Genomic DNA, 19,111 nt, shown 5'->3' on the forward strand with positions numbered 1-19,111 from the left:
GACAATATGTAAAAGCTGGTTCTAGGCTGGCTTTCACGTTAAGTTGACACCAATGGGCAGTGCCGTGCCCCTACGGGTGTACTCACATAAACGAGAACCGCTATAAGATTGTTGTGCGAATTGTTTAAGATGCTAAAACTTCATTGAGGATAACAACAGGTAAACCAGGAACGTTACGAAAACCTTTATCGTTGGTAATAAATTGGTGGGAATTAACAGATAAAGCTGTTGCAGCATGAATAGCATCGGGTGTTTTGAGGTTACTTGTAGCCCGAATATTCGCAGCTTGTCGTAGTATTGATTGACTAATAGGAATTAACTGTAATTGAGATGATGATAATAATAGTTCTTCATAGTCTGCTACTAAAGAACTATTACCATTACGCAATGGAACAACTAAAACCTCCATTAATATTAGTTCACTGCTGATGATTTTAATTTCTCCCGCATAAAACTTATACCATAGTGGTTGCAGAAGAGAGTAATAATCAGAGATGCCTTCAATAGTATAAATAGCCACTGAAGTATCTATATAAATAGAGCCACTTGCTGGAAGCATTAGCTGTCCCATGATAAGCGTTCTTCTTGTAGTTGTCTGTCTATATCCTCAGCAGTTCGAGAAGGGTGTCTCCTACGGCTTTCTTCTATAATTTCCAGTACAGAACGATGTTTTGATTCAGCTTTTTCTGGTAAAATCACAAATACATCAACGCTATCGCCTATTTCAGCTTCTGGAATTTCAATTTCTATTTTGTTTCCTGGTAAAACTTTGGTTGTGATACGTAAAGCTGATTGCATGGTTTTTCCCTCAACATTGATTAATACTATAGGCAAGATTGTTCTCTTCTATATTCTCCTACAAGTTTTTCGGTCAGAATACCCAACTGAATTATGTTCGATAAAATTAGAATTATAAATAAATTTCTCGGTGTGTCTGTATTGTTATCAGACATAGCTTTCGTCTTCCTCATCTCCAAAATTATTACGGAGACTTTTGGTAAAAACTATAGCATTAAGTGAAACTGGTAGAATGCGCCCAAATAATTAATGATGCTTTGATAACTCAACTTGATTGTCGCCAATCTGTCGGTGCTTCTATATAATCAGGTAGGCGAGTGGTGCGATCGCCAAGTGCTTTTCTAATCTGCTGTAACTCTAAGTTTTTAGCCCCTGTTAAAATTGTCCCTTCCAGTTTGACATCACTAAGGTCAGCTTCTGAAAAGTTAGCTCCCATCAGGTTCGCCTGAGCCAAGTTAGCTTGATAAAAGGTCGCCCTATACAGATTAGCTCCGATGAGGTTTGCTTGATACAGGTCAGCTTCCGTTAAACTGGCTTCTGAGAGGTTGGCAAAATAGACATCTGTTTGGTGGAGTTTGGCTGCATTCAAGTTAGCTCCCGAAAGGTCGGCACCATTCAAGTTTGCCCCTGAGAGGTTGGCACCAATCAAACCCGTCATGTGCAGATTGGCTTTACCTAGTTTTGCTCCTTGCAAGTTAGCTAAAAATAGCTTTGCCCCAGAAAGGTTGGCGATTTTTAAGATTGCTTGTTGTAAGTTAGCTTTATAGAGGTTTGCTCCTTGCAGATTAGTCACGCGCAGACTTGCTCCAGAGAGATTGGCTGAACGCATGTTTGCCCCAGAGAAATTAGCGCGGTTGAGATTAGCCCAAGAAAGGTTTGCTCCACAGAGGCTAGCTTTTAGTAATTTGGTTTCATAGAGAATAGACCTAACGAGTTTAGCGCCGTTCAAGTTAGCCTCACTCAAGTCTGCTCCACCCAGGTCAGCCCCACTCAGGTCAGCACCACGTAAGTCTGCTTGTTGCAGATTAACTCCTAGCAGGTCTGCTCGCCTGATGTCGATATTACGTAAATCGAGTTTTTGATCTTTGGGGTCTTCGAGTAAATTCCGCCTGCCGATGACACTTAGGGCTGCTTGAATATCGGTGCGGATTGTTGGCAATTCTTCATGGAGGTTTTGCTCTAACTGCTGTGTCGGACGCGACCCACCTCTACGCCTACCTGAGTAAGCGGCTGGTGAATATTCTGGCTTTTGTTGCTCTACTCTCACCTGCTGGATAGGTGCATTCTCTCGCACAAAAGCAGTGAGAATTTCCATGATTGTCCAGTGTTCTTTAGGAAAATCCTGAGCAACTCTTTCTAATGCATAAACTGCGCCTGTCCGGGTTTCAACCTTTTCATGACCAAGCTGGGCAATTGCCCCCATAAAGCGCTCTGAAATCAATCTGTCTTGATTAACTTTTGCATTTTGAATGCCAATTTCCAGGTTTTTCTCAGCTGCGATCGCATTTTTATGCATCGCTTGGGCACGCTTTGCTGCATAATAAGTATTAAACATTGCTGCCGATGCTAGAAAAACTATTGCAGTAGTTGTTAATGCTTGGTTTCTATACTGAATTTTTTCCTGAATTGACAATTCTTTAATACTAGACAAAGCGAAAAAAATTACAGTCAAGGAGAAGCCAAATATAACTGTTATAGTTATCAACCAATTCAAAAGAGCGTCTGTCTTTTTAGAAGACATGGTAGCGATTTTCCTTACAACCTAGAATTATTACTTAGATGTTGGGGAAAAATAGTATAGCATTTAGCAGAAAATTATAATAGGTGTCAAGACACTCAATTAACTAGTTAATGACATCGAACTATACTATAGCTTACATACCATTTCCAATGGTGCAAGAAGCTCGGAATACAATTATGCGTGACTTTTGACTTTTGACTTCCCCAAAGGGAGTGTTTTACTCAGAGAATTTAGCTTCTCTGAGGTTTGCCCCATCGAGTATGGCATCATTGAGAACTGCCCCATTTAGCCCAGCTAAATATAAGCTTGCACAATGGAGGTTAGCTCCTTCTAAGTTAGCTCCTTTTAGACTAGCTGCACTGAGGATTGCTCCTTCTAGGTTAGCTAAATATAAATTAGTACCTTCTAGGTTAGCTGCACTGAGAATTGCTCCCGCGAGATTAGCTTCTGTGAGGTTAGCTCCAGCAAGATTAGCTTGATAGAGATTTGTCTGTTTTAGGTACGCTCGATTCAGATTTGCTCCTCTTATATCCGTGTAACTTAAATCAAGTTGCTCATTCTCTGGGTCTTTGTTTACATCTCTTCTAGCAATAACGGTAAGGGCTGCTTGAATATCTACACGAATTTTTGTTGACAGGTTGCTCGTTACTTTCTCTTGGGGTATGTAAGGAGCATTCTCTCGTACAAAATTAGTAAGAATGTCCATAATTATCCAATGGTACTGTGGATGATTTTGGGCAATTTCCTCTAAATCATTAATTACAGCTAGACTGGTTTCTATTGTCTTATTCCCTAGTTGTTCGATTGCTATTCTTAAACGTTCTTTCGGCGAATGATGCTGAGTTTGATTAATTTTTTCCTCAAAAGCATGTATCCACAGACATATTTTTGATAGCTGACCGTCATTTGTCGGTAAAATATTTTTTATGCCCTGAAAAGCATTAATAATTACTGTCAACATTTTTAATTGATAAAAGTAGGTTTAAAAAGATAAAACGCGTATGCTATTGTTTTATGCGTGGTCAATATCTGAACATGCTAATGCAATGAACAAAATAGATAAAATAAATGTTGAGTAAGTAGACGCTAACATATATACTACCTATGATCCTCAATCGTTAGTTATACTCGCTGCTCTTAATTCTTCACTATCGATTAACCCTAATCCTGATAATTTGGATTGATGCATAATTAGTGTTAAAGCAGTCATAAACCATTCGTTAAAAACCACTTATTCATAAAGAGTAGTCTATTGCTACAGAGACGCTACGCGAACACAAAAAACCTCACAACTTAAATAATATTGTTATTAACTACTTCAATGCAGCAAAAATTACAGCCTATAGTTAAAGACTTAGTGCTGATTGGTGGTGGTCACAGCCATGCAATTGCCCTGAAAATGTTTGGGAGAAAGTTTTTACCTGGTGTCCGTTTGACATTAATCACCGTAGCTAAAAAGACAGCCTACTCTGGAATGTTACCAGGACACATTGCCGGATTTTATAGCCACGACGAATGTCATATTGACTTGCGACCTTTAGCGAACTTTGCTCAAGCACAGTTGTATATTGACAGAGTAGTTGCCCTAGACTTAGAAAATCACAAAGTTCTTTGTGCTAGCGGACTTGCGGTAGATTTTGATGTGCTGTCTATTGATATTGGCAGCACTCCGGCCACAGTGTCTGTATCAGGTGCAGCAGAATATGCGATCGCAGCTAAACCAGTATCGCACCTATTGGAACATTGGTATGAATTAATTGAAGCTGTAGGTAAAAATACTCAAGAACCAATTAGCATTGCGATCGTGGGTGGAGGCGCTGGCGGTGTAGAATTGGCGCTGTCGATGCAATCTCATTTACATCGCATTTTACATCAAACTCAACAACCAATTCAAAATCTGGAACTTCATTTATTCCAGCGTGGCACGGCACTGATGCCCAATTACCATTCGTCAGTACGGCATCAAATTCAGCAAATTTTAACCGAGCGAGGTATTAAGCTACATATTGGAGAAACTGTATGTAAAGTTGCACCTACACCACACAGGGAAACTAAAGAAATATTTGAAATTAAATGCGAATCTGGCTTGACAGTAGAGTGTAATAAAATTTTTTGGGTAACACAAGCATCAGCACCTGAATGGTTAAAAACGACTGGACTAGGAACTGATGAGCAAGGTTTTATTTTGGTAAAGGACACGTTGCAATCTCAAACGCACCCGCAGGTATTTGCATCTGGTGACATTGCCACAATGATAAATCATCCGCGTCCGAAAGCTGGGGTATTTGCTGTTAGGCAAGGCAAGCCTTTATTTGAGAATTTGCAACGAATCTTAGTAGGTAAGTCGCTCAAACCCTATAGACCACAAAAACAATATTTGAGTTTAATTGGTACAGGAGACGGACGAGCGATTGCAACCAAAGGCATCTTCACTTTACCACCTCACAAACTCTTGTGGCGTTACAAAGATTGGATTGACCGCCGCTTTATGGAACACTTTCGGTTTGAGGAGTAGGGAGTAGGGAGTAGGGAGTAGGGAGTAGGGGAAGCAGGGGAAGAATAACGATGTCCCTGCCCAATGCCCAATGCCCAATGCCCAATGCCCAGTACCCAATCCCCTCATCAAAGCTGTTCAATTAGCTCAATAATTTGTTGATAATACTGGATATTCCCTTCTTGGTAATACAAATCTGCGGATTTCTGGAAGTCGGCAATTGCTCTTTGAGAGTCACCCAGATTTCGGTAGACATCTGCTCGAAGGATGTAAGCTGAAGCCCAATTAGGCTGACGCTGTAAAGCGAGGTTCAAGTCTGTAAGCGCTCCCTGCAAGTCTCCCAATAGAGAACGGCTACGACCCCGATTGTACCAGTCTTCAGCAAAGCTGGGGTCGATCGCGATCGCCCGACTGTAATCTTCTATTGCCCCTTGATAATCTTCTACTGCATAGCGAGCATTAGCGCGATCGCTGTAAAATGCAGCAGATTGGGGATTTATTTGCAATGCTTGGGTATAATCTGCGATCGCACTTTCATATTCTTCTAAAGCATAATGGGTAGAACCTCGGTTGTAATATGCTTCAACTAAATCGGGATTAATTTTCAATGCTTGATTATAATCTGTGATCGCTCCTTGTTCATCCCCCAAAAGACGACGAGCATTACCTCGATTGCAGTACGCTTGCGAAAATTCCGGAACCAACTCTATTGCTTGGGTGTTATCATCAATTGCTCCCTGTAAATCTTGCAGAGCTTCACGGGCAATACCGCGACCGTAATAAGCTGCGGCTAAGTTATCATTAATGTGTAATGCCCGATCGTAATCTTTAATTGCTCCTTTATGATCTCCTAAAGAACGACGAGCCGCCGCGCGATCGCAATATCCTTCAGCTAAACTAGGATTGAGTTGTAACAGGCGATTACTATCTTCAATTGCGCCTTGATAATCTCCCAGTCGCCGACGAGCGTTCGCCCGAAAGCCGTATACTAAAGCTAGAGTCGGATTTTCTTGTAAAGCTTTGTCATAATCTGCGATCGCACCTTCATAGTCTTCAAGAGTACTACGAACAAGACCCCGTTCCGAATAGGCTTGTACATCATCAGGATTGAACTTTAGCGCTTGGTTAAAATCCTCAATTGCTCGGTGATATTCTTTGAGATGAGCAAGAACCAGACCCCGATTGTAATATGCTCCGGCAAACTTGGGGTTAATTTCTAGGGCGCGGTTGTAATCTGCGATCGCACTTTGATAGTCTGCTAAAGAGTAGTGGGCGTTACCTCGATTATGATAAGCCTCAGCTAAGTTTGGATCTAATTGTAATGCCCGGTTATGGTCAGCGATCGCTTCGTGAAAATTTCCTAAGATATGGTGAATATTACCCCGATTGCTGTAAGCTGCGGCAAAATTGGGATGCCACTGTAAAGCTTGTTGAAAATCTGTGATCGCTCCTTGATGATCGCCGCTTTCAAAACAAGTTACACCCCGATTATGATAAGCATTGGCAATATCAATATTGATATTATCAGCTAACTGGGTACTAGTTTCGATTGTTTGGATATAATCAGCGATCGCTTTGTCGTATTTTTCTAGGGCAAAGTAAGCATTACCCCGGCTGTGGTAAGATTGGGCGAGATTTGGATCGATTTGTAATGCTTGGTTATGATCCGCGATCGCTCCTTCGTAATCGGCTAATAAGTAACGTGCATTACCTCGGTGACAATAGGCTGTGGCAAAATTGGGATTGATTTCTATGGCGCGATTAAAATCTGCGATCGCACTCCGATAATCTTTGAGTTGACCACTTAAAATAATCCCCCGATTATGGTAAGCTTCGGCATAGTTAGGATTGAGTTTTATTGCTTGGGTATAGGCTGCGATCGCCCCTTGGTAATCCCCTTGCAAATTGTGGTTTGATCCTTGGTTTAATAATTTTTCAGCATTCATATAATTTTTTTGGATTTCAGCATTCTCTAGCTTTCAGGCAATGGGATTTTTAACGATATGTTTTGAAAATCGTTCCAGCTACTATTGTGCCTCTTGCTAAGATTTTAATTCCTGATGTTGTGTTAGCCCAGATCAGTGCAGCGTATTTCAGGCGACTTAAACAGCAGCAAGCACCGCAAACAAGGACAGTAGGTGTCTGACTCGCCGTTTTCTACTGGTATTGCTATAGTAGCGGATAACACATTTATCTAAGTGCTATGACTGCTACTATCAATACAGACAAAGAGTATCAAAATCGTTTAAAACACTTTACTAGCCTCAAAACCAAATACCAAGCAACTAAATATAACGATTCATCACCCTCTAGTCTTCTGTATCTTATATTGCGAAAAGTTGATTTAGGGATTGAGTTAACTGAATTAGAGTTCTCTTGGTTAAAAGAGCAAGAACTTTTTAAAACAGTTGAAACCGTTTGCCTACAGCAGCAATATAAGTTAGAAGAACTTAGAAACTTAGAAAATGAGTTTTCCCTTCTCAAATCTCAGTATCAAGTCCCTAAATTATCAGGAGCTTTCAAAAATATTTCTATTATTCTGTATCCAATCCTTTGGAAGTTTCATTCAGGGAATCCACTAACGGATTCAGAGATTGAATGGCTAAAAAATAATGGGCTTGGTGCGACAGTTGCTCTTATTCATAAAGTGGAATTGGAGAGGCATTTTTTTGCTTTGAAGACAAAGTATCGGGCTACAAAATACCAAGGCTCATCAATTAATAGTCCACTATATAAAACTCTCAATAAACTAGAAAGCAAACAAAGAATAAGCACCCCTGAATTAGAATGGTTGATAAAGCAAGAGCTATTTGAGACAGCAGAAATTTTTAGGCAACAGGAGTCAGAAAAAGAAGCTCAGTTTGCTGAGTTAAAAGAGAAATACCAAGCGATTAAATATTCAGACTCATTATTATCCAGTCCGTTATATCCAATACTGCAAAACATTGACGCAAAAAATAATTTGAGTGAGTCAGAAATTAACTGGCTAGAACAGCAAGGACTTAGCGAAACAATTGCCATTGCTCAAGAATTGGAACAAACACGAGAATTCGCTGTCTTGAAAGCTAAGTATAAAGCAACTGAGTATCAGGATTCAACGCCTAAGAGTCACCTGTATAAAATTCTTAAAAGGCTTGAATTGTGCAATCAGTTAGGTGAACAGGATATTAACTTCCTCAAAAAACGCAAGCTGACTGAGATTATAGAAATTGCAAATGAAAAATACGCCTCTACCCTAAAATCTAAAATAGATTTAGGAGAACTACTTAATGAATCAGAAATTGAGTGGCTGAAAAATAATAGACGTGAAGATATCATTATTTTTGCTAGACAAAAGCACTTTGCAACTTTGAAATTAAAATATGATGTTTTAGGCTATCAAGATAAATTACACACCAGTCTTTTATACACAGTTTTGCAAAAACTTGAATTAAAAGAGCGACTTGAACCAACAGAGTTTGCTTGGCTGCAAGAGACTAAAATTAAAGTGCCTCAACCAACATATAATTATTATAGCTGGCAAAAAGAGCATAAGTATCAAGAGAAGAATTTAGTCTCTGGGAAAATTTGGATTTCTTACCACACAATTGAAGCAAATTTTTATGAGCAGGAGTTTCAGCGCACTGGCAACAAATGGAACTTAGCAAATGCTAGTAGCCATTGGCGTAAAGCAGATGAACCAGAACAGGCATTGCAACTGACAAATAATTTAGAATTCGACAAAATCAAAGAAAATAAACTCAAGTCAGCTTTACTAACTAGCAGAGGTGGAGCCTTTCGAGATATTCAAAAACTAGATAACGCAGAAAATTGCGCTCGTCAAGCTATCGAGTATCAACCAAAAAGCCATCACCCTTACACCTTGATGGGAGCTATTTGTTTTGAACGGCATCAATATTCAGATGGTGAGTATTGGTTTCAAGAAGCAATCAAACGTGGTGCTAATCCTAGAGATATGGATTCTGAAATCAAGCGAGTAGTGAAAAATGCTAAGGATGAAAACAAGCGTCGAGAAGTAATAGAGTATCTGCTGAAAAAAGATTCACAACGCTACTCTTGGGCTAAGTCTTATCTCAAAAAGCCGTAAGCTAATGGTAAATAAACTGGTTTGCATCATCAAACTACCAACATGACCAGATTTATTCACGACCAATTTGCCAAAGACTATCTTGAACAATTACTGACTCCTTACGGCGAAGTCCAAGCACCTAGACGAGTCGCAGGAGAAGTTAGACAAATTGACGTTTATTTCATTCCTAAACCACAACCAAGTAACATGCCACAAACACTTGGATTATTAGGTCAACTTGTCACTACCCCTTGTCTACTTGAACCATTTCGTAACGCAGCATCAGCTACAGAAATTTGCGATTGCCTCTTAAAATTATTAGAGGTACGTGGCGATTTACAACGACAGTCCAATCGAAATAAAACACGCATTCTAGAATCTGATTTACCAAAATTATGGATTCTTACCCCCACAGCATCAGCGCAACTCTTATCAGGATTTGGTGCTAACCCAAAAGTTGACTACCTGCCTGGAATCTACTTCATGCCAGAGTATTTGCGTACTGTGATAGTAGCAATTCATCAGTTGCCATCAATCTCAGAAACCTTATGGCTGAGAATCATCGGTAGAGGCAACGTTCAAAAGCAAGCAATTGACGAACTAGAAGCGCTTACTCCTGATAATCCTTTCCGAAAAGCAGCGTTAGAATTGCTGTACAACTTGCAACAAAACTTACAAGTCACTCAAAATCAAGACGAGGAAGATAGGGAATTACTTATGCGATTAGCACCACTTTACCAACAAGACCGAGAACAGGCGATACAAGAAGGTGAACAACGGGGACTCGAAACAGGAATTCAGCAGGGAGAACGCTTGGTGGTGGAAAACTTGCTCAAAGTTCGCTTTGGTGAAATAGATAATGAGCTTCAAGCAATTATTGAACCTTTATTGACGTTACCACCAGAAGAGTTTACACCTTTACTTTTGCAGTTATCCCGTGAAGAATTAATTGATAGTTTTTCCTAGTGTCAATCACCTATCCTTTACTGATTAGGGAAAAGATTTTAACTCTTTTCCCTTTTTATTTTTTCCACTTCCTACCTTACATTACAATGTAAATTTGAAGACATTAATACAGTATGATAAAAATCAATTTATAAGTTGTTTAACCAATGAAAACTTTATTTTATAGGTTTGCATCGCATGGATTTTCTGACAATTCTAGGATTAGCGGCTGCCACAATAACCACAATCTCTTTTTTGCCACAGATGTTTAAAACGTGGCAAACGAAATCAGCCAAAGATGTTTCTATCGTTACGCTAATTACATTCATAATTGGTGTTTTTTTGTGGTTAATCTACGGAATCTATTTACAAGCCTTGCCAATTATTCTTGCTAATAGCGTGACATTGTTATTTAACTTGATAATTCTATGGCTTAAAATTAAATATAGATAACCCTGCTCATAACTAAAACCTGTGACAGTAAAAGGATATATTCTGTGAATAGCAAGAAGAAAAACAATTAATTGCAAACTCCCTGTATATAACCTGAGTCTAATTGTATTAATTACGAATTACGAATTACGAATTATCATGACCTCATCTGTATTTACCTCTGAACGCCTCCTTTTCACCCCCGCTAACCCAGACACCGACGCTATCCCCATCATTTTTGCCTTTCCCAATGAGTACAGCGTAGGTATCACTAGCCTCGGCTATCAGGTAGTTTGGGCAACTTTGGCTATGCGTGATGATGTGCAGGTGAGTCGCCTGTTTACAGATACTCACGAACAACTCCCCAGAACCCCGGAAATTATGGGATTTTCGATTTCCTGGGAACTGGATTATGTGAATATTTTAAATCTGCTGGAATCTTTAGAAATTCCCATTCTGGCAACTTCTCGTGATGATTCTCATCCGATAATTTTTGGTGGTGGGCCCGTTCTCACAGCGAATCCCGAACCTTTCGCAGCTTTTTTTGATGTAATTTTACTGGGAGATGGCGAAAACCTCCTGGGGAATTTTATTGAGGCGTACAAAGAAGTGAGAAATGCCTCAAGACAAACTCAGCTAAAAAGACTTGCACAAATCCCAGGAATTTATATTCCCAGTTTGTATGAAGTCGAGTATCACAGCATAGATGGTGCAGTAAAGTCAATTAAACCAATTTCTCCAGAAATTCCCGCAGTGGTGCAAAAGCAGACTTATCGGGGAAATACTCTATCAGCTTCAACTGTAGTCACTGAAAAAGCCGCATGGGAAAATATTTACATGGTGGAAGTGGTGAGAAGTTGTCCAGAGATGTGCCGCTTTTGTTTGGCGAGTTATCTCACACTGCCTTTTAGAACAGCTAGTCTTGAAAGTTCATTAATTCCAGCCATTGAAAGAGGTTTAGAAGTCACAAATCGGCTAGGATTATTAGGGGCTTCTGTAACTCAACACCCAGAATTTGAGACTTTGCTAGATTATATTAGTCAGCCAAAGTACGATGATGTCCGTCTCAGTATTGCCTCCGTGCGAACCAATACCGTAACAGTTCAGTTAGCAGAAACTCTGACGAAACGAGACACGCGATCGCTTACCATTGCAGTAGAGAGTGGTTCTGAGAAAATCCGCCAAATCGTCAATAAAAAGCTGCATAACGATGAAATTATTCAAGCAGCCATAAACGCCAAAGCTGGCGGATTAAAAAGCTTGAAACTCTACGGAATGGCAGGAATCCCCGGTGAAGAAACAGAGGATTTAGAGCAAACCGTGGCGATGATGCGTAATATCAAAAAAGCTGCGCCGGGATTGCGGTTAACATACGGATGCAGCACCTTTGTACCCAAAGCACACACACCATTTCAATGGTTTGGGGTGAATCGCCAAGCAGAAAAGCGGTTGCAGTTTTTGCAAAAACAGCTAAAACCACAGGGAATAGAATTTCGCCCAGAAAGTTATAATTGGTCGATTATACAGGCTTTGTTGTCGAGAGGCGATCGCAGGCTCTCTCAACTTCTTCAACTGACTCGTGACTTTGGCGACTCCTTGGGTAGCTACAAACGTGCTTTTAAACAACTCAAGGGACAAATCCCCGACTTAGATTTCTACGTCCACGCCGAATGGTCAACAGAACAAGTATTACCTTGGAGCCACTTGCAAGGGCCTCTGCCACAGTCTACACTACTAAAGCATTTGGCTGAAGCTCAGAGTTATATCAACCCATCCCCAAAAGAACTACAGCCGTTACTGGGCAGTAGGGACTAGGGACTAGGGACTAGGGAATAGGGACTGGGGATTAAGGACTAAGATTAAAATTTAATACCCAATTCCCAATGCCCAATGCCCAATGCCCAATGCCCAATTCCCAATCCAGAAAACTCCATGCAAAACACAGCTGAGTATTACTGCGCCTATTGCGGCGAACCGAACTTAACTTTTATTGATTTGAGTGCTGGAGGACAGCAATCTTATATTGAAGATTGTCAAGTTTGCTGTAACCCAAATATTTTGTATGTCCGGGTTGATGAAGATACCTTAGATATCGAAATTGATACAGAATCCGAAAGTTGAATTTTAGGTTTTTCTTTCCATGCTGCACTTTAAACATTCCTCAGTAATTAATGCCCCAACAGAAGTAGTTTGGAAATTTCACGAACGGCCAGATATTTTGCAACTGTTGAATCCACCTTGGCAGCCAGTCCAAGTGGTTCGTCGTGAAGGTGGGCTAAATGTAGGTGCTATCACAGAATTTCGCCTGTTTCTCGGCCCATTACCCTTAACTTGGTTAGCGCGTCATACTGAATATGAAAAATATCGCCTGTTTACCGACGAACAAATATCTGGCCCCTTTGAGTCTTGGGTACATCGGCATGAATTTGAACCCGAAGCTGGCAAAACCAGACTGACTGATACTATTTCCTTCTCTATGCCTGGCGGAGGAACAGTTGAATTTGTCAGTGGTTGGTTAGTGCAAGCGCAACTAGAAGCAATGTTTCGCTATCGCCACTATGTAACGAAACGAGAATGTGAGTCACAATACAACTTGGGTTAATATTATGACTAGTATTTGATTTATGAAAAAATCTAAGTATATGTAGGGTGTGTTACGGCTTCCGTAACGCACCAAAATCTTCGGATGGTGCGTTAGCCTACGGCATAACACACCCGAATGAAATATTTTCAGAAATCAAATATGATTCCTATAGCAAAAATTAATTATCCTGATTCTTCAACCCTTGCCGCGAAACCCACTTTATCAAACCAGGAAACAAGCGATACAAAGCTTGTGAGAAATTCGCCGAACCAACCATCACTTCTGACTTGTTATTCTTGACTGCATCCCAGATAGCATTTGCCACATTTTCAGGCTTCTCCACCACCGGATTTTTCAGCACACTCTCAAGCTGCCCACGACGAGCTTGAGTATCTTGCTCATCTTTGCCTCGAAAAACTGCCCGTTCCATTAAAGTACTCTTAATTAAATTCGGATAAATCCCACAAACATGAATACCTTTTGGCTGTAGTTCTACTTGTAGAGATTCCGTCAACCCTGTCACGCCAAACTTACTAGTACAGTAGGGTACCAAGTAAGCAGTTGGTACTTTACCACCGATGGAACTTAAATTAACTATAGTTCCACTTCGACGCTGGAGGAAATGAGGCAAAAGGGCATTAATAGTGTGGATATATCCCCATAAATTAGTGTCTATAATTTTATGCCAATCATCGAGAGAAAATTGCTCTACTGGCCCCGATGCGAAGATGCCCGCGTTGTTTATCAGTACGTCGATATAACCATAATTTTCTAATGCCTTTTGCACTAATGCGTTTACCTGAGATGAGTCAGTGACATCGCAAGTAACCGTTAATGGTGCTGCACAACCAATGCTTTGCACCTCTTGCGCTAAGGCTTCCAAGCCGTCAGCATGACGAGCTGCAAGTACCAAGTCATATCCTTGCCGCGCAAATAAAAGAGCCGTTGCTTTGCCAATGCCTTCAGAAGCACCTGTAATCAGTACTGTAGGAGTCATACTTGAAGTTTGAAAAACCTATTTACTCTTTATTAGTTTGGGTAATAAAGCTCTAGAAACCTTCTAACTTTCGTTAGATTTTGATCATATCCAAAATAGTTTTTTAGTGATACTACAAGTTTGCATAAGCACTTGTTTGGTAAAAATACCTCTGCTCTATAGGCTAATAAAAGCTAATTATGGAATTTTTGTTAGATAAATATTTCCTAAACCTCCTTAAAATCTCATTCTTTAGAGTTGCTTCATTGAAACTAGAGACAGATAGCGCCAAATTAGTAAGTTAAGTAATATGAAGGATGTAATTAGCTTCTTAACTTAACTTAATAATGGCACTTTACCTTAGCAATCAACCTGAAATGCATATAATGGCAAAAACCGCAATGCTACTGAACTCGTGCTGACTCCTCACCCTGAGCTTTGGAGCGTCGCCTAAGTATGATCGGTTTTCTAGCTTACCTGCTTTGGAAACAGCTACAGTTAGTGCAGTATGCACCCTGGCTCATTTTCTCTATTCCCCGTTGGTATTGACTGTCTTTGCTACAGACTGTTTACAAATGATCAAAAAGAAGACGCTGGTTATTGTAGATACTAGGTTGAACAGTGCCCTTGCTCATATCACCCAACCTTTCACCCGAAAACAGTTTTTAGAATAGCAGTTGCTTGTGTAATACTAGGTAAAGTATCTTAATATTTATACATATTTTTGCTCATTGGCATTGTCCAGTGTAAAAAATTGACCACTAACAGAATTTCTCGGTTAGTTGTTTTTATCATGACTATATTTTTGAAATTTTCACCTGAATACTAGGCGGAGTAAAAGCGTGATCCAGTTAGAACAACCACCCAGTCATCAAACAAAACTGACTCCAGTAGTGAGAAGTAAATCCCAGTTTAAGGGGCTTTTAATTGCTATTGTTATTGTTAGCGTATGGGTCATTAGCCTGAGTATATTACTTTCCCTTGACATCTCCAAGCTAAAATTGTGGATGTTATTGCCTGTTATACTATGGCAGACATTTTTATATACGGGATTATTTATTACATCTCATGATGCCATGCATGGGGTAGTATTTCCCCAGAACCCCAAGATTAATCATTTGATTGGAACATTGACCCTATCTCTTTATGGTCTTTTACCATATCAAAAATTATTGAAAAAACATTGGTTACACCACCACAATCCAGCAAGTCAATTAGACCCAGATTTTCATAACGGAAAACACCAAAACTTCTTCGCTTGGTATTTTCATTTTATGAAAGGTTACTGGAGTTGGGGGCAAATAATTGCGTTAACTATTATTTATAACTTTGCAAAATACATACTCCATATACCAACTGATAATCTAACTTACTTTTGGGTGCTTCCCTCGCTTTTAAGCTCATTACAATTATTCTATTTCGGAACTTTTTTACCCCATAGTGAACCAATGGGAGGTTATATTCAGCCTCATCGTGCCCGAACAATTAGCCGTCCTATTTGGTGGTCATTTATCACGTGCTATCATTTTGGTTACCACGAGGAACATCACGAATATCCCCATATTTCTTGGTGGCAGTTACCAGAAATTTACAAAGCAAAATAGTTATTGTTTATCTAATCTCATGGCAACAAGAGTCACACGGTAATCTATATAGTTTGAGTAAGGCATTCTTTTAGATTATCCTCTTATGTCAATTAATAATTCTCGTCTTGTCACCTATAGCCCTGCTTATACAATCGTTCCTACTTACGAGTGCTTTAATCGCTGTAGTTACTGCAACTTTCGCAGCGAACCGGGTAAAAGTCCCTGGATGAGTATTTCAGATGCAGAAAGTATTCTAAAACCACTTCAAAGCCAAAATGTTTGTGAAATCCTCATCCTTAGCGGTGAAGTCCATCCCCATTCGCCAAGGCGTCAGGCGTGGTTTGGGCGGATTTATGATTTGTGCGAGTTAGCGCTTTCAATGGGATTTTTACCGCACAGCAATGCGGGGCCGTTGAGTTTTGAGGAAATGCAAAAGCTCAAGTGTGTAAATGTTTCGATGGGGCTGATGTTGGAACAGTTAACGCCAATATTGTTAAATACTGTACATCGGCACGCACCGAGTAAATTACCTGAAGTTCGTTTACAACAACTGCAATGGGCGGGAGAGTTGCAGATTCCCTTTACAACTGGGTTACTGTTGGGAATCGGGGAAACTGTAAATGATTGGTGGGAAACATTGACAGCTATATCTGATATGCATCAACGTTATCACCATATTCAAGAAGTCATCCTGCAACCTCATAGTCCAGGACATCAGCAAACCTTTGATGCACCACCTTTTGACCCTCATGAATTACCAGAAGTAATTGCTAAAGCACGTGAGATTTTACCGCCAGATATTACTATTCAAATTCCCCCCAATTTAGTTAAAGATGACCGATGGTTACTCGCTTGTATCGAAGCTGGTGCTAGAGATTTGGGTGGAATTGGGCCAAAAGATGAAGTGAATCCTGATTATCCCCATGTTCAGGAACAAGCATTAAGAGAAATTTTACAACCTGCGGGGTGGGAATTGGTGGCGCGATCGCCAGTTTATCCGCAATTTGATAGCTGGTTGTCGGGCGAATTACAAACAGCAGTGAAGCACTGGCGAAAAACTAGACCTCTTGCAAAAGTCCCTAATACCCCTCCCCTTAGCAAGGCTACGGTGTATACACAAGTCTTGCCGCAGCCATATCATTAATAAATCTCGCACTGCGTTTCTATCCCGCCTCGGAATGAATTCCGAGTCTCATAGCTGAAGTCCACTCAAGTGGACTAAATGATTAATTCAGTCCACTTGAGTGGACTTTAGCTATCAGCCCAGAACTTCAGTTCTGGGCGGGATGTCGGTGAGTGTGACAGTTTCACTCTGACAACAATGTGGGTAGAGAATTTTCGACTTATGTATACACGGTAGCCTTAGCAAGGGGAGGGGAGACAAAGCGTAGCTTACCTCTGAACTCCGTTAACGAGTCTTTAAACTGGATGAATCCACCTCAACTCTGTATAATCTCGATTATTATGAGCATCATTGCTATATTTTTTACATATGCTTAATAATGATGACTTACTCGCAAACCTCTACAACGCCTTTAACCCCTTTGAACCCTTACCCGCAGGTGATCCAAAATATGTAGATTGTCAGGATGTGCGGGGAGATGCCGATATTTTGCAAGAGTTGGGAAATCGGATGCAACGATCAAATACAAATACTTGCCAATTGTATTCTGGTCATCGGGGTGCAGGGAAGTCTACAGAATTACTCAGGCTAAAGAAGTATTTAGAAAATCGGCAATTTTATGTTGTCTATTTTGCGGCTGATGAAGAGGATATCGATTCTGAAGATGCCCAATATACAGATATTCTCCTCGCCTGTACCCGCCGTTTGCTCAAAGATTTAAAAGAAATTGCCAGTCCTCGCCCCATACTCAACTGGTTAAAAAGTCGTTGGGGAGATTTAAAAGACTTGGCGCTGACTCCCCTAGAGTTTGAGAGTCTGGAAGTAGAAGCCCAAGTTGCTCAATTCGCCAAGTTAACCGCAAATTTAAGAGCTGTTCCTGAATTACGCCAGAGGATTCGCCAAAAAATTGATCCTTACACAGTCACTTTAATTGAGGTGTTAAATGAGTTTCTAGCGGATGCAAAAAAGAACTTACCTACAGGTAAAACTCAACTGGCGGTAATTGTCGATAATTTAGACCGGATGGTGTTAGTCAAAGACGGAGATCGCACCAACTATGAGGAAGTCTTTTTAGACCGCAGCGAACAACTCCAAGCTTTAGATTGCCATTTGATTTACACTGTCCCTATTTCAATGGTCTATTCTACCAGGGCAACAGACCTCAGAGATATCTACGGCGACCCCCAAATTTTGCCGATGATTATGGTAAACACTCTCAAGGGGGAAGTTTACCAGCCAGGACTTAAGAAAGTTAAAGAAGTAATTAACAAGCGAGTCCGGCAAATTGCACCGGAACTATCACTAGAAACGGAAATTTTCGACAGTCCCCAAACCTTAGACAGACTTTGTTTAATGAGTGGAGGTCATGTTAGGAATTTGCTATTGTTAACTCAGGACGCCATTGGACGCACTGAAGAGTTACCTGTTTCAGAAAAGGCGGTGCGACGAGCAATTACTCAAGCCAGAGATACTTATCGCCGCGCTGTGGAAAATCATCAATGGTGTCTGTTAGCGGAAGTGTCTTGTTCTAAGAGGATTATTAATGATGACTTGTATCGGAGTTTGATGTATAACCGTTGTCTTTTAGAATACCGCTATTTAGATGATGAGGGAGAGATGCAGCGTTGGTATGACATTCATCCATTGATTCAAGGAATTCCAGAATTTAAAGAAGCCGTAGCGAAATTTTCATGAACCCAAATTTAACTGATTGGGATGATGATTTACCCCCAGAACCAGAAGAAGCTTATCAAGACTTGCTTCGCGCACTGAAGCGAAAATCAGGATTTGGTTTGTTTTTTGTCCAATGTACACCTGTGGAAGCAGACAAGTTTATTGTCAAACTTCCCCAGGAGATTCCGCAGAAAAAGATTGCAGTTTTGCGGTTCGTTGAGGCGATTGATAATTTATATCAGCCAGTAGCAGAGTTTGTTAAAGACAAGCAAGTTGATGTTTTATTGATTAAAGGTCTGGAATATTCTTTATATAAGTATGAAAAAAGAAGTTTTGGCGAAATTACAGAAGGACAATTTAGCAATTTAACCAGTGTTCCGCATATTTTAAATCACTTAAACCAACAGCGAGAACGCTTTAGAAATGACTTCCCCATTAGCTTTGTTTTTCTTTTACGTTCATTTTCGATAAACTATTTTATTCACCGCGCCCCAGATTTTTTTGATTGGCGTTCTGGCGTATTTGAATTACCGACAACGCCAGAAGTAGTAAATGAAGAATTATCTCGTCTACTAGATGAAACAGATTATAAGGAATATTTGAAACTAACTCCGGAAAAACAAATAGAGAAAATACGTAACTGCCTAGCTAGTAGTAATTGAGGCGAGAAAAACACAGACATTACCAAG

General features: G+C 40.2%; 16 protein-coding genes and 1 pseudogene. 11 read left to right on the plus strand and 6 right to left on the minus strand.

From position 1 onward, the window contains the following. Positions 1-124 precede the first annotated feature (124 nt). The 4 genes from VB740_RS11430 to VB740_RS11445 form a co-directional block, all read right to left on the minus strand. Positions 125-571, minus strand: coding sequence for a type II toxin-antitoxin system VapC family toxin (locus VB740_RS11430; RefSeq protein WP_323200122.1), 447 nt, complete (start codon positions 569-571; stop codon positions 125-127). Then, positions 559-834, minus strand: a complete 276-nt coding sequence (locus VB740_RS11435) for a hypothetical protein (protein WP_323200123.1) — start codon at positions 832-834, stop codon at positions 559-561. The genes VB740_RS11430 and VB740_RS11435 overlap by 13 nt, the downstream gene beginning before the upstream one ends. Positions 835-1,063: 229 nt before the next feature. Beyond that, positions 1,064-2,539: a pentapeptide repeat-containing protein gene (locus VB740_RS11440; protein ID WP_323200124.1), complete on the minus strand. Its 1,476-nt coding sequence runs from the start codon at positions 2,537-2,539 to the stop codon at positions 1,064-1,066. A gap of 217 nt (positions 2,540-2,756) precedes the next feature. Next, on the minus strand, positions 2,757-3,500 hold the full coding sequence (locus VB740_RS11445; RefSeq protein WP_323200125.1) for a pentapeptide repeat-containing protein: 744 nt from the start codon (positions 3,498-3,500) through the stop codon (positions 2,757-2,759). 360 nt (positions 3,501-3,860) lie between these two features. On the opposite strand from VB740_RS11445, the gene VB740_RS11450 reads away from it, so the two are divergent. Beyond that, positions 3,861-5,054, plus strand: coding sequence for an FAD-dependent oxidoreductase (locus tag VB740_RS11450; RefSeq protein WP_323200126.1), 1,194 nt, complete (start codon positions 3,861-3,863; stop codon positions 5,052-5,054). Positions 5,055-5,161: 107 nt separating this feature from the next. On the opposite strand, the gene VB740_RS11455 is transcribed toward VB740_RS11450, so the two are convergent. Further along, the gene (locus VB740_RS11455; RefSeq protein ID WP_323200127.1) at positions 5,162-6,979 is read right to left on the minus strand and encodes a tetratricopeptide repeat protein; all 1,818 of its coding nucleotides are present in this window, start codon (positions 6,977-6,979) and stop codon (positions 5,162-5,164) included. 257 nt (positions 6,980-7,236) lie between these two features. Here VB740_RS11455 and VB740_RS11460 point away from each other — a divergent pair, with 257 nt between their 5' ends. The 6 genes from VB740_RS11460 to VB740_RS11485 all read left to right on the plus strand — a co-directional run bounded on the left by VB740_RS11460 (position 7,237) and on the right by VB740_RS11485 (position 13,081). Next, complete coding sequence (locus VB740_RS11460; RefSeq protein WP_323200128.1) at positions 7,237-9,120, plus strand: hypothetical protein; 1,884 nt, start codon at positions 7,237-7,239, stop codon at positions 9,118-9,120. A gap of 42 nt (positions 9,121-9,162) precedes the next feature. After that, entirely contained in the window at positions 9,163-10,068 is a 906-nt protein-coding gene (locus tag VB740_RS11465; protein ID WP_323200129.1) for a hypothetical protein, read from the plus strand. A gap of 177 nt (positions 10,069-10,245) precedes the next feature. Further along, on the plus strand, positions 10,246-10,500 hold the full coding sequence (locus VB740_RS11470) for a SemiSWEET transporter (RefSeq protein WP_323200130.1): 255 nt from the start codon (positions 10,246-10,248) through the stop codon (positions 10,498-10,500). Between the two features lie 138 nt (positions 10,501-10,638). Then, a complete protein-coding gene (locus VB740_RS11475) occupies positions 10,639-12,294 on the plus strand; it encodes a radical SAM protein (protein WP_323200131.1) in 1,656 nt (551 codons plus the stop codon). Between the two features lie 117 nt (positions 12,295-12,411). Beyond that, positions 12,412-12,600 carry a CPXCG motif-containing cysteine-rich protein gene (locus tag VB740_RS11480; protein ID WP_190728608.1) on the plus strand — a complete coding sequence of 63 codons (189 nt, stop codon included), beginning with the start codon at positions 12,412-12,414 and terminating at the stop codon, positions 12,598-12,600. Between the two features lie 19 nt (positions 12,601-12,619). Further along, positions 12,620-13,081, plus strand: a complete 462-nt coding sequence (locus VB740_RS11485; protein ID WP_323200132.1) for an SRPBCC family protein — start codon at positions 12,620-12,622, stop codon at positions 13,079-13,081. A gap of 160 nt (positions 13,082-13,241) precedes the next feature. Here the strand turns inward: VB740_RS11485 and VB740_RS11490 are convergent, their stop codons facing one another. Then, positions 13,242-14,060 carry an SDR family oxidoreductase gene (locus VB740_RS11490; RefSeq protein WP_323200133.1) on the minus strand — a complete coding sequence of 273 codons (819 nt, stop codon included), beginning with the start codon at positions 14,058-14,060 and terminating at the stop codon, positions 13,242-13,244. Positions 14,061-14,881: 821 nt separating this feature from the next. On the opposite strand from VB740_RS11490, the gene crtW reads away from it, so the two are divergent. From crtW to VB740_RS11510, 4 genes and pseudogenes are all read left to right on the plus strand, one after another. Continuing rightward, complete coding sequence (gene crtW, locus VB740_RS11495) at positions 14,882-15,643, plus strand: beta-carotene ketolase CrtW (protein ID WP_323200134.1); 762 nt, start codon at positions 14,882-14,884, stop codon at positions 15,641-15,643. A gap of 85 nt (positions 15,644-15,728) precedes the next feature. After that, the gene (gene cofG / locus VB740_RS11500) at positions 15,729-16,769 is read left to right on the plus strand and encodes a 7,8-didemethyl-8-hydroxy-5-deazariboflavin synthase subunit CofG (RefSeq protein ID WP_323200135.1); all 1,041 of its coding nucleotides are present in this window, start codon (positions 15,729-15,731) and stop codon (positions 16,767-16,769) included. A gap of 348 nt (positions 16,770-17,117) precedes the next feature. Further along, entirely contained in the window at positions 17,118-18,443 is a 1,326-nt protein-coding gene (locus VB740_RS11505; RefSeq protein ID WP_323200136.1) for an ATP-binding protein, read from the plus strand. Further along, positions 18,440-19,057: pseudogene (locus tag VB740_RS11510) on the plus strand (hypothetical protein); the annotation flags it as partial. The gene VB740_RS11505 and the pseudogene VB740_RS11510, both read left to right, overlap by 4 nt. Between the last annotated feature and the right edge of the window lie 54 nt (positions 19,058-19,111).

Source organism: Nostoc sp. UHCC 0251 (assembly GCF_034932245.1).
GTDB lineage: Bacteria > Cyanobacteriota > Cyanobacteriia > Cyanobacteriales > Nostocaceae > Nostoc.